Source organism: Mycobacterium sp. NPDC003449, from assembly GCF_053588415.1.
On record NZ_JBSFPX010000211.1, the window covers coordinates 1 to 11,595 of the forward strand.

An 11,595-nucleotide genomic window follows, 5' to 3' on the forward strand; every position below is an offset into this window, starting at 1 on the left:
GGGGAGTGCACCAGGTAGTCCTGATGCTCGGGTTCGGCCTCCCAGAAGTCGGGGGCCGCGGTCACCTCGGTGACCACCTTGCCGGGCCACAGCCCGGAGGCGTCCACATCGGCGATGGTGTCGAGGGCGATGCGCTTCTGATCGTCGTCGAGGTAGAAGATCGCCGACCGGTAGCTGGTGCCGACATCGTTGCCCTGCCGGTCCTTGGTGGACGGATCGTGGATCTGGAAGAAGAACTCCAGCAGGGCGCGGTAGTCGGTGCGGGCCGGGTCGTAGACGATCTCCACTGCCTCGGCGTGGCCGGGATGGTTGCGGTAGGTGGGGTGATCGTTACGTCCGCCGGTGTAGCCGACCCGGGTCGACACCACACCGGGTTGTTTACGGATCAGGTCCTGCATGCCCCAGAAGCAGCCGCCCGCGAGGATCGCCGTTGAATAATTGCCCATAGCGCTGTCTCTCCCTTCCGTCCACACCATTGTGCGCCACCACCGGCAGTGGGCCGGGCCACTACGGTGGGGTGCATGCGTGTAGTGCTAACCGCGACGCTGACCGGTTTACTCCTGGCCGCGACGACCGGCCTGCCCGCGGCCGGTCTGCCCGCGGCGACCGCCGACCCGAACTCGGCCGCGGTCCCCGAGGTGCCACCGGACCCGTCGAGGACGGTGTTCGACGACAACCGCTGGATCGTCGACCAGCATTCGACCAAGATCGAGTCCTTCAGCCGTGACGGCCAGGGGCTGCGGGTCAATTTCACCGCGGGCACCCCTGACTGCTTCGGCGTGCACCTGACCACCCAGGAGACCGCCGAGACGGTGACGGTGGAACTGCACGGCGGGACTCCGCCGGAAGCCGTCGGCCGGATGTGCATCGCGCTCGCGGTGCACGGCACCATCGATGTGCCGTTGCAGGGCCCACTGGGTGACCGGGCGGTCCTCGCCGTCGAGTGACGGCCCTCGACAAACCTTGTTAGAACGTGTTCTAGTTTCGGGATGAGCACGTTCAGCCGCGACGAACTGGCCGCGGCCTTCGAGACCTTCGAAAGCACCGTGGACCGGGCCGCCCGGGCCAAGGACTGGGATGCGTGGGTCGAGCACTACACCCCCGACGTCGACTACATCGAGCACGCGGCGGGCACCATGAAGGGCCGCGAGCAGGTGCGGGCCTGGATCTGGAAGACCATGACGGCCTTTCCCGGCAGCTATATGACCGCGTTCCCGGCGCTGTGGTCGGTCATCGACGAACCCACCGGCCGGATCATCTGCGAACTGGACAACCCGATGACCGACCCGGGCGACGGAACCGTCATCAGCGCCACCAACATCTCGATCCTCACCTACGCCGGCGACGGGTTGTGGTCGCGTCAGGAGGACGTCTACAACCCGCTGCGCTTCGTGTCCGCGGGAATGAAGTGGTGCCGCAAGGCCTCCGAACTCGGAAACCTGCCCGACGAGGCCGCGGCCTGGATGCAGAAGATGGGACGCCAGATGGGATCCGCGCGATGACCGCGCTCGTGATCGGGGCCAACGGGTACCTCGGCTCACACGTCACCCGCCAACTCGTCGACGCCGGCGCGGAGGTCCGGGTGATGGTGCGGGCCGGTGCCAACACGATCGGCATCGACGACCTCGACGTCACCCGGTTCGAGGGCGACATCTGGGACGACGACGTGCTGCGGTCCGCGATGACCGGCGCCGACGTCGTCTACTACTGCGTCGTCGACACCCGCGGCTGGCTGCGCGACCCGTCGCCGCTGTTTCGTACCAACGTCGACGGCACCCGCAACGTGCTCGACGTCGCGGTGGAACCCGAGATCGCGGCCGGGATCAAGCGGTTCGTCTTCACCAGCAGTTACGCGACCGTCGGCCGCAAGCGCGGCAAGGTGGCCACCGAGGACGACATCATCGCCGACAAGGGGCTCACCCCGTATGTGCGGTCGCGGGTGCAGGCCGAGCGGCTGGTACTCGGCTACGCCCGCGAGCGTGGCCTGCCCGCGGTGGCGATGTGCGTCTCCACCACCTACGGCGGGCGGGACTGGGGCCGCACCCCGCACGGCGCGATCATCGCAGGTGCGGCCTTCGGCAAGCTGCCGTTCGTGATGAGCGGCATCGAACTCGAGGCCGTCGGCGTCGAGGATGCCGCCCGCGCGCTCATCCTGGCCGCGGACAAGGGCACACCCGGCGAGCGCTACCTGATCTCGGCGAAGATGATCAGCAACGCCGAGGTGGCGCGCATCGCCGCCGAGGCCGCGGGGGTGCCGGCGCCGGCCAGGTCGATCCCGTTGCCGCTCACCTACGCCATGGCCGCGGTGGGCACCCTCAAGGGCAGGATCAAGGGCACCGACGAACGGCTGTCGCTGGCCTCACTGCGGCTCATGCGGGCCGAAGCCCCCGTCGACCATGGCAAGGCCGAACGTGAACTCGGTTGGCGCCCAGGCCCTGTCGAGGATTCGATCCGTGACGCCGCGAAATTCTGGGTCGGCCTGCGGGCGGCCAAACGTGCGGGCCGGAGCGGCTGAACGCCACGCCGCATAACGTTAAGCCACTGTGCCGCAGCGCTATTGCGGATTAACCTGGCGGCCATGACCGACAAACTCAAGGTCGACCTGAGCGGGGCGCCGCAGACCATGCTCGCGACGTTCTACGCCAAGGCGCTCGACGCCGACCTGCCCAAACCCATCCTCGGCGACCGGTACGCCAAGGAGATCGTCGACCGTATCGACTACGACTGGAGCCGGACCACCATCACCAGGGGTAACTCCGCGTCGGTGACCACCCGCAGCCTGCACTTCGACGACTGGGCGCGGCAGTTCCTCGCGGTCAATCCCGAGGCGACCGTGCTGCACCTCGGTTGCGGACTGGACGCCCGGTTCTTCCGGCTCGAACCCGGCCCCGGCGTGCGGTGGTTCGACATCGACTACCCCGACGTCGCGAACCTGCGCACGCAGCTCTATCCCGCCGCCGAGAACTACCAGGTGGTGGCGGCCTCGGTCACCGATCCCGGCTGGCTGGCCGACATCCCGGCCGACCGTCCGACCCTGATGATCGGCGAGGGGCTCACGATGTACCTCACCGAAAACGACGGCGTCGCGCTGCTGCGGCGGATCGTCGACCGATTCGGGTCCGGTGAGCTGCAGTTCGATGCGTTCAGCCGGCTGGGCATCCGGACGCAGTGGATGAACGCGGTGGTGCGGCGGTCCGGATCGACGCTGTACTGGGCGATCAACAAGCCTGCCGACATCCTCGACGCGGTGCCCGGGACCCGGCTGCTGGCCTGGACGTCACCGTTCGACGATGCGGTGTTCAACGAGGTGGCCTGGTACTACCGGCTGATGGCCACGGTGATGCGGCCGCTACCCGCCCTGCGCTATATGGCCCAATACCACCGCTACGCGTTCTGAGCGCGAAAGAGGGGCACCCCCTGCGGGGTGCCCCTCTTTGCTGCGGGTGCGGGTGGCCCGCGTCACCGGCCACTGTGGCGCACCGTGGTGTCCACCTTGGGAACGTTGACCTTGGGCTGAATCTTGTCCAGCCAGTCCAGGCGGTCCACGCCCGCCGAGATGACGGTGCCGTCGGGGCTGCCCGCCGGGGCGGCCTGGGCCGGGCCGGCCAGGCCCATGGCGGCGGCGCTCAGGCCGCTTGCGGCTATGACGGCGACTGCGAACTTCTTCATTTCTATCTCCTCTGACCTACGCTCAGTTGCGTTATGACTGTCTAAACAGGCAGGTCAGCGGGATAATTCCGATGGCAGGGATTGATCGTCGGATGGCAGAAACGAGTAGGTTCGGCGCCGCGCTCAGCGCCCCTCGGCCCGCTCCTTCAGGCGCTGCAGGGTCAGCTGGATGTGTTCGGCGTTGGCGGTGTCGCGGTCGGTGATCCCGGTCGCCCGGCCCGCGATCGCCTTGAACCAGCCGGCCCGGCGGTCCCAGGTCGCCTCGGTCACAGTGCAGCCGCCCTCCGCGGGCGCGATGTCGTAGCGCCAGTGCGCGACCGGGAAGACGAGCGACTTGACGTCGAATGCGAACGCTTTGCCCGGCTCGGCATCCGTGACGGTGCAGGTGGTGCTCCAGGTCTTCGACCCGTTGCGGTTGTGGCCCTTGAACACCGAGCCGGGGGTGGCCGAATCCCCCTTCTGCCACTCCATCGCGTGGGCCTCCTCGGCCAGCGATGCCAGCGTCGGCAGGTCGGTGAGGAGTGCGTACACGGCGGCGGCATCGGCGGCGATCGACACGGAGGCTTTCACGGGAGCGGTCATGTGCCAGATCGTATTGCCGGAGGCGGAAGAATGGTGAGGCCGGTCACGTTGAGTGAGGTATGACCGATCGACCGGTATTGGAACCCACCGAAGCCCACCCCATCACCATCACCCCCACCGGCAGGCATGTGACCGTGCGGGTCAACGGCGAGGTCGTCGCCGAGACCGACGATGCGCTGACCCTGCAGGAGTCCACCTATCCGGCGGTGCAGTACCTGCCGCAGGCCGATGTGGTGGGGTCGGTGCTGACCCGCAGCGACACCACGACCTACTGCCCGTACAAGGGCGAGGCCAACTACTACCACGTCGGCCCCGCCGAGGACGTCGTGTGGACGTATGAGCAGCCCTACCCGGCCGTAGCCGAGATCGCCGGCCGGGTGGCCTTCTACGCCGACAAGGCGGATGTCGCGCTGACATAGCCTGGGGGCGTGCCCAGCGCCAGTGTGGTGTTCAGCGGCCCGGCCAGCCCGGGCCTGACGCTGGCCCCGCTGCGCCGCGGCGGCGGTGATCCGTGCTACCGGGTGACGCCGGACGGGGCGATCTGGCGGACCAGCCTGATGCCGAGTGGACCGGTGACCGCCCGCATCGACAAATCGGCACCCGGCACCGTCGACTGCGAGGCGTGGGGCGCCGGCGCCGCCGAATTCCTCGACGGCCTGCCCGCCCTGCTCGGCGCGGCCGACGACACCACCGGTTTCGAACCGGTGGAGCCGACCATCGCCGAGGCCTACCGCCGGGCTCCGCATCTGCGGCTGGGCCGCACCGGCCGGGTGCTCGAGGCGCTGATCCCGGCCGTCATCGAACAGCGGGTGTCCGGTATGGACGCCTGGCGGGCCTGGCGCGCGCTGGTGGGCAGGTTTGGCGCGCCTGCGCCCGGTCCGGTCCCGGCCGGCATGCGCGTCCCGCCGGCAGCCGAGGTGTGGCGACGAATTCCGTCATGGGAGTTCCACCGGGCCAACGTCGATCCCGGCCGGGCCCGGACCATCGTCGGATGCGCCCGCCGTGCCGATGCGCTGGAACGGCTCACCGCCGATCGTGCCGTCGCCGGGCTGAGATCCCTACCGGGGGTGGGGGAATGGACCGCGGCGGAGACCGTGCAACGGGCATTCGGGGATGCCGATGCGCTGTCGGTGGGGGACTACCATCTGGCCACGGTCGTGGGCCTGAGCCTGCTCGGCAAGCCGATCGACGATGCGGCGATGATCGAATTGCTGGAACCGCTGCGGCCGCACCGGCACCGGGCCGTGCGGTTGTTGGAAGTCAGCGGTCTCGCGGTCAATCCGCGGCGCGGTGCGCGCCAGGCGATACCCGATCTGAAGGCCCTGTGAACCGGTCGGTGTGATTACCGGGCGCCAGCGCCGGGTACCCGCAGGGGCGGATCACCGCTGTAGGCGAAAGGAGCCACCGTGACTTCGTTCACGATTCCAGGACTCACCGACAAGCAGGGCACCGCGGTGGCTGAGCTGTTGCAGAAACAGCTCAGCACCTACAACGACCTGCACCTGACGCTCAAACATGTGCATTGGAACGTGGTCGGGCCCAACTTCATCGGTGTGCACGAGATGATCGACCCACAGGTGGTGCTGGTGCGGGGCTACGCCGACGAGGTCGCCGAACGGATCGCGGCACTGGGCAGGTCTCCCAAGGGCACGCCGGGTGCGATCGTCGCCGATCGCACCTGGGATGACTACTCCGTCGGCCGGGACAACGTCCAGGCCCACCTGGCCGCTCTCGACCTGGTGTACACCGGCGTGATCGAAGACACCCGCAAGTGCATCGACCGGCTGGACAAGCTGGATCTGGTGTCGCAGGACGTGCTGATCGACCACGCCGCCGAATTGGAGAAGTTCCAGTGGTTCGTGCGCGCCCATCTGGAGAGCGCGGGCGGGCAGCTGGCGCATGAGGGCCAGCCCACCGAACGGGCGGCCGCGGGCAAGGCGCGCCGCAAGACCGCGTGACGGGCAGTTGACCTCAACTACCGTTGAGGTGCCAGCCTGGGGGAGTGCCTACCTGGATATGTACCGGATGCGGTATCGAACACCCGGATTCCGATAACCGCCCGCCGGCCGACGGTTGTGTGCTGACCACCGAGGTGGTCACGATGGAGGAGCGTGGCGATCTACCGCCGCACGGTACCTGGACCACTCTGGAAGAGCTTGCCGCCCAACCGCACCACACCGAATATGTGGACCACGGGCGGGGCGTGCACAGCCTGCGGCGGGCACCGAGGTTCGCCATCGGCCATCGGTCGTTCCTGGTGCGGACCGCCGAAGGAAACCTGCTCTGGGATGCGCCGAGCTACCTCGACGACGACATCCTGGCACTGGTCACCCGACTGGGCGGACTGGCCGCCGTCGCGGCCAGCCACCCGCACATGTTCGGCGCCCAACTGACCTGGAGCCGGGCGTTCGGGAGCGTCCCGGTGTATGTGAATGCCCTTGATGCCGAGTGGCTTCCGCGGCCCGACCGGTCGATCGAGCTCTGGCGCGATGAGGTGGAACCGGTGGGCGGGGTGCGGCTGGTGCATGTCGGCGGGCACATGCGGGGCAGTTCGGTGGCGCTCACCGGGGACGGCACCCTGCTGGTGGGTGACACCATCACCGGCGGGCCGGCCCGCGACTGGGTGTCGTTCCAGCGCAACTTCCCCAAACACGTGCCGTTGTCTGCGGCGGTGGTGCGGCGCATCGTGGCGCGGCTGGACGCCTATGACTACGACCGGCTCTACACCCTTGGCGGCGACGAGATCGACAGTGCCGCCAAGGACGTAGTGCACCGGTCAGCGGAAACTCATATCCGCTGGGTCAGCGGCGAATTCGACCACCTGACCTAGACAGCTCCCTGGGGCGGGTTCTCCAGGGCGTCGTCGCGCACCGGGCGGTCGGCGAGTTCCTCGGCCACGCCGAACAGATACGGGTAGGCCAGGCCGGCGATGGCAGCGCCGACCAGCGGGGCCAGCCAGAACGCCCACAGCTGGGCGGGGGCGCCGTCACCGTTGAAGAATGCGACCGCCGTCGAACGGGCCGGGTTGACCGAGGTATTCGAGATTGGGATCGAGATCAGGTGGATCAGGGTGAGGGTGAGACCGATCGCAAGGCCGGCGAAGCCCTTCGGGGCCCGGTCGTCGGTCGAACCCAGGATGACCAGTAGGAAGATGGCGGTCAGCACGACCTCGGTGATCAGCACCGCGATCAGTGCGTAGCCGCCGGGCGAGTGTTCGCCGTAGCCGTTGGCCGCCATGTTTCCGGTGGCGGTCCAGCCCTCCTGGCTCTTGGCGACGACGTAGATCACCACGCCTGCCACCAGGCCGCCGATCACCTGGGCGATCCAGTACGGCACCACTGCGGCCCATTCGACGCGGCGGGCCAGCGCGGCGCCCAGCGTGACGGCCGGGTTGAAATGGCCGCCCGAGATCACCCCGAACGCGTAGACGCCGGTGAGGACGGTCAGGCCGAAGGCGAGCGCGACCCCGAGGAATCCGATCCCCAGTGAGATGCCCTCGCCGGAGAGGAATTTCGCGGCGAACACGGCGCTTCCGCAGCCACCGAGAACCAACCAGAACGTACCGATGAACTCAGCGGCCAACCTGTGTGACATTGTGGGTGCGATCATTAGGAGTCTCCTCGACTACCGGATGTGGTATTCGGTACGGTTTCACCCATTAGCTGATGGCAGTATCGTGTTTGCCGAACTGTGTGCAAATCGAAATCATTTCTGCGTCAACGTGATCGACGCTTCACCCGGTGGTTACCCGCTGTTGGCCATTCGATATCGGGTGCGGCGGGCCCGCGAGTTCACTTGCCGGGGACGGGTAGATGTGGCGATGATCACCGACGATGCCGCATCCGTCGCCGCGGGGCCGCCGCCCGGGACCCGCCGCCGGGCCGGTCAGGGCGGTATTTCGGCAAACTCTAAGAATCTGACTAAGCTTTGTGCAAATGGCGCATTGACCTATAACAGCAGTATAACAACATGATAAATGTCACACAGCAAATTAACGCCGAGGTGGTTGCCATGATGGGGTGCTTCGGCGGCGTTTCGATCCGAGCCGTCCGGGGTATGAATCACATTGGGCTGCACGCTGATTGGCTGCCGTGACGGTCGACGTGCCACTCGGCAGGCGGGTCGGCGGTCGGACCTGGTTAGGCTTGGCTAAGTTGGCATCACGCAGGGGGTTTGCCCTATCGTTTTCTCCACTTAAGGCGTGTGGGACATAGCCGTCGTCCAGTGCTGCACGAAGGTCTCCACCGCCGGGCCGGCCAACGCCCGCCGGGTGCCGTGACTGGCGACCGGCGGCGGAGGTCAAGAACAGCGTGTTGAAGGGCTAGGTGGGAATGGCGCCCAAATCGCAAGGGCTGTACAACCCGGCATACGAGCACGATGCGTGCGGCGTGGCGATGGTTGCCGATATGCACGGTCGCCGCAGCAGGGACATCGTCGACAAGGCCATCACGGCCCTGGTCAACCTTGAGCATCGCGGCGCCCAGGGCGCCGAGCCGAACACCGGCGACGGTGCGGGCATCCTGCTGCAGGTGCCGGACGCGTTCCTGCGTGCGGTCTGCGATTTCGACCTGCCCGAGCCGGGCAGCTACGCCACCGGCATCGCCTTCCTGCCGCAGTCCTCGCGCGACGCCGCGACGGCCAGCGAGGCGGTCGAGAAGATCGCCGAGGCCGAGGGTCTTGAGGTGCTCGGCTGGCGCGAGGTCCCCACCGACGATTCGTCGCTGGGCGCCCTGGCCCGCGACGCCATGCCGACCTTCCGCCAGCTGTTCATCGGCGGCGCCTCGGGGATGGACCTGGAGCGCAAGGCATTCGTGGTGCGCAAACGCGCCGAACACGAACTCGGCACCAAGGGTCCCGGCCAGGACGGCCCGGGCCGTGAAACGGTCTACTTCCCAAGCCTTTCCGGTCAGACCTTCGTCTACAAGGGCATGCTGACCACACCGCAGCTCAAGGCGTTCTACCTGGACCTGCAGGACGACCGGCTCACCAGCGCGCTCGGCATCGTGCACTCCCGGTTCTCCACCAACACGTTCCCGTCCTGGCCGCTGGCCCACCCGTTCCGCCGGATCGCCCACAACGGCGAGATCAACACCGTCACCGGCAACGAGAACTGGATGCGCGCCCGTGAGGCACTGATCCGCACCGACGTATTCGGCACCGACGGGCTCGACAAGATCGTCCCGGTCTGTACCCCCGGCGCATCCGACACCGCACGGTTCGACGAGGTGCTGGAGCTGCTGCACCTGGGCGGGCGCAGCCTCCCGCACGCCGTGCTGATGATGATCCCCGAGGCCTGGGAACGGCACGAATCGATGGATCCCGCACGCAGGGCCTTTTACGAGTTCCACGACTCGTTGATGGAGCCCTGGGACGGGCCCGCCTCGGTCTGCTTCACCGACGGCACCGTCATCGGTGCGGTGCTCGACCGCAACGGACTGCGCCCGTCGCGGATCTGGGTCACCGAGGACGGCCTGGTGGTGATGGCCTCGGAGGCCGGCGTGCTGCCGCTCGATCCGTCCACCGTCGTCAAGAAGATGCGTCTGCAGCCCGGCCGGATGTTCCTGGTGGACACTGCGCAGGGCCGCATCGTCTCCGACGAGGAGATCAAGGCCCAGCTCGCCGGCGAACAGCCCTACCAGGAATGGATCGAGGCGGGCTTGTTCCCGCTCGACGAGCTGCCGCCGGGCGACTACGTCCGGATGCCGCACCACCGGGTGGTGCTGCGCCAGCAGACCTTCGGCTATACCTACGAGGAACTCAACCTGCTGGTCGCGCCGATGGCCCGCACCGGCGCCGAGGCGCTGGGCTCGATGGGAACCGACACCCCCATCGCGGTGCTCTCGGCCCGGCCGCGGATGCTGTTCGACTACTTCCAGCAGCTGTTCGCCCAGGTCACCAACCCGCCGCTGGACGCCATCCGCGAAGAGGTGGTCACCAGCCTGCAGGGGGTGATCGGGCCGGAGGGCGACCTGCTCAACCCCGGTCCCGAATCGTGCAGGCAGATCGTGCTCCCGCAGCCGATCCTGCGCAACGCCGACCTTTCCAAGCTGATCTGTGTCGACCCCGACCACGAGGTCCGCGGACACAAACACGGGATGCGGGCCGCGGTGATCCGCTGCCTGTACCCGGTCAACCGGGGCGGCCAGGGCCTCAAAGAGGCACTGGACACCGTGCGCGCCAAGGTGTCCGAAGCGATCCGCGAGGGCGCCCGCATCATCGTGCTGTCCGACCGCGAATCGACCGAGACGATGGCGCCGATCCCGTCGCTGCTGTCCGTCGCCGCGGTGCATCACCACCTGGTCCGCGAGCGCACCCGGACCAAGGTCGGCCTGGTCGTCGAGTCCGGTGACGCCCGCGAGGTGCACCACATGGCCACGCTGGTCGGGTTCGGTGTCGCGGCGATCAACCCGTACATGGCCTTCGAATCGATCGAGGACATGGTCGACCGCGGCGTGATCACCGGGATCAGCAGTGATCAGGCCAAGGCCAACTACGTCAAGGCCGCGGGCAAGGGCGTGCTGAAAGTGATGTCCAAGATGGGCATCTCGACACTCGCCTCCTACACCGGTGCGCAGCTCTTCCAGGCCATCGGCATCAGTCAGCAGGTCCTCGACGCCTACTTCACCGGACTGTCCTGTCCGGTCGGCGGTATCGACCTCGACGACATCGCCGAGGACGTCGCGACCCGGCACGCGCTGGCCTACCTGTCCCGTCCCGACGAGCGCGCCCACCGCGAGCTCGAGGTCGGCGGTGAATACCAGTGGCGCCGTGAGGGTGAGTACCACCTGTTCAACCCGGACACGGTGTTCAAGCTGCAGCATTCCACCCGGACCGGTCAGTACTCGATCTTCAAGGAGTACACCGGCCTGGTCGACGACCAGAGCGAGCGGATGGCCTCCCTGCGCGGCCTGCTGAAGTTCCGTGACGGTGTGCGTGCACCGGTCCCGCTCGAGGAGGTGGAACCGGCCGCCGAGATCGTCAAACGGTTCTCCACCGGCGCCATGAGCTACGGCTCGATCTCGGCCGAAGCCCACGAAACCTTGGCCATCGCGATGAACCGCCTTGGCGGCCGGTCGAACTCGGGTGAGGGCGGCGAGAACGTCAACCGCTTCGACCGCGACGAGAACGGCGACTGGCGCCGCAGCGCCATCAAACAGGTGGCCTCGGGACGCTTCGGGGTGACCAGCCACTACCTGACCAACTGCACCGACATCCAGATCAAGATGGCCCAGGGCGCGAAACCCGGTGAGGGCGGGCAGCTTCCGGGACACAAGGTGTACCCGTGGGTTGCCGAGGTCCGGCATTCCACCCCGGGCGTCGGGCTGATCTCGCCGCCGCCGCACC

14 protein-coding genes are annotated in these 11,595 nt (G+C 67.7%); 10 read left to right on the top strand and 4 right to left on the bottom strand.

The genetic code is table 11. The features are described 5' to 3' along the window. Positions 1 to 446 (bottom strand): peptide-methionine (S)-S-oxide reductase MsrA (msrA, locus tag ACWDTP_RS33155; protein ID WP_450027458.1); only part of this gene is annotated, 446 nt, incomplete at its 3' end. Positions 447 to 521: 75 nt separating this feature from the next. Between msrA and ACWDTP_RS33160 the strand changes: the two genes are divergently transcribed. The 4 genes from ACWDTP_RS33160 (at position 522) to ACWDTP_RS33175 (ending at position 3,397) form a co-directional block, all read left to right on the top strand. After that, complete coding sequence (locus tag ACWDTP_RS33160; protein ID WP_450027459.1) at positions 522 to 947, top strand: hypothetical protein; 426 nt, start codon at positions 522 to 524, stop codon at positions 945 to 947. A 42-nt stretch (positions 948 to 989) separates the two neighbouring features. Continuing rightward, positions 990 to 1,502, top strand: coding sequence for a nuclear transport factor 2 family protein (locus ACWDTP_RS33165; protein ID WP_450027460.1), 513 nt, complete (start codon positions 990 to 992; stop codon positions 1,500 to 1,502). After that, on the top strand, positions 1,499 to 2,515 hold the full coding sequence (locus tag ACWDTP_RS33170) for an NAD-dependent epimerase/dehydratase family protein (RefSeq protein ID WP_450027461.1): 1,017 nt from the start codon (positions 1,499 to 1,501) through the stop codon (positions 2,513 to 2,515). The genes ACWDTP_RS33165 and ACWDTP_RS33170 overlap by 4 nt, the downstream gene beginning before the upstream one ends. Positions 2,516 to 2,578: 63 nt before the next feature. Continuing rightward, complete coding sequence (locus tag ACWDTP_RS33175) at positions 2,579 to 3,397, top strand: class I SAM-dependent methyltransferase (protein ID WP_450027462.1); 819 nt, start codon at positions 2,579 to 2,581, stop codon at positions 3,395 to 3,397. A 62-nt stretch (positions 3,398 to 3,459) separates the two neighbouring features. Here ACWDTP_RS33175 and ACWDTP_RS33180 read toward each other — a convergent pair whose 3' ends face one another. Together ACWDTP_RS33180 and ACWDTP_RS33185 are read right to left on the bottom strand one after the other, a co-directional pair. Continuing rightward, positions 3,460 to 3,669, bottom strand: a complete 210-nt coding sequence (locus ACWDTP_RS33180) for a hypothetical protein (protein ID WP_450027463.1) — start codon at positions 3,667 to 3,669, stop codon at positions 3,460 to 3,462. 123 nt (positions 3,670 to 3,792) lie between these two features. Beyond that, positions 3,793 to 4,251 carry an SRPBCC family protein gene (locus ACWDTP_RS33185; RefSeq protein WP_450027464.1) on the bottom strand — a complete coding sequence of 153 codons (459 nt, stop codon included), beginning with the start codon at positions 4,249 to 4,251 and terminating at the stop codon, positions 3,793 to 3,795. A 59-nt stretch (positions 4,252 to 4,310) separates the two neighbouring features. Between ACWDTP_RS33185 and ACWDTP_RS33190 the strand changes: the two genes are divergently transcribed. The 4 genes from ACWDTP_RS33190 to ACWDTP_RS33205 all read left to right on the top strand — a co-directional run bounded on the left by ACWDTP_RS33190 (position 4,311) and on the right by ACWDTP_RS33205 (position 7,081). Continuing rightward, positions 4,311 to 4,670, top strand: coding sequence for a DUF427 domain-containing protein (locus ACWDTP_RS33190; protein WP_450027465.1), 360 nt, complete (start codon positions 4,311 to 4,313; stop codon positions 4,668 to 4,670). Between the two features lie 9 nt (positions 4,671 to 4,679). Next, positions 4,680 to 5,579, top strand: a complete 900-nt coding sequence (locus ACWDTP_RS33195; protein ID WP_450027466.1) for a DNA-3-methyladenine glycosylase family protein — start codon at positions 4,680 to 4,682, stop codon at positions 5,577 to 5,579. Positions 5,580 to 5,657: 78 nt separating this feature from the next. Continuing rightward, positions 5,658 to 6,209, top strand: coding sequence for a Dps family protein (locus ACWDTP_RS33200; protein WP_450027467.1), 552 nt, complete (start codon positions 5,658 to 5,660; stop codon positions 6,207 to 6,209). A 44-nt stretch (positions 6,210 to 6,253) separates the two neighbouring features. Further along, entirely contained in the window at positions 6,254 to 7,081 is an 828-nt protein-coding gene (locus ACWDTP_RS33205; protein ID WP_450027468.1) for a hydrolase, read from the top strand. Here the strand turns inward: ACWDTP_RS33205 and aqpZ are convergent. Continuing rightward, positions 7,078 to 7,860, bottom strand: coding sequence for an aquaporin Z (gene aqpZ, locus ACWDTP_RS33210; protein ID WP_450027469.1), 783 nt, complete (start codon positions 7,858 to 7,860; stop codon positions 7,078 to 7,080). The two genes, ACWDTP_RS33205 and aqpZ, sit on opposite strands and share 4 nt — an antisense overlap. A gap of 67 nt (positions 7,861 to 7,927) precedes the next feature. Between aqpZ and ACWDTP_RS33215 the strand changes: the two genes are divergently transcribed. Both ACWDTP_RS33215 and ACWDTP_RS33220 read left to right on the top strand, forming a co-directional pair. Next, entirely contained in the window at positions 7,928 to 8,224 is a 297-nt protein-coding gene (locus ACWDTP_RS33215; RefSeq protein ID WP_450027470.1) for a hypothetical protein, read from the top strand. Positions 8,225 to 8,582: 358 nt separating this feature from the next. Next, on the top strand, positions 8,583 to 11,595 hold a 3,013-nt coding region (locus tag ACWDTP_RS33220; protein WP_450027471.1), incomplete at its 3' end, for a glutamate synthase central domain-containing protein.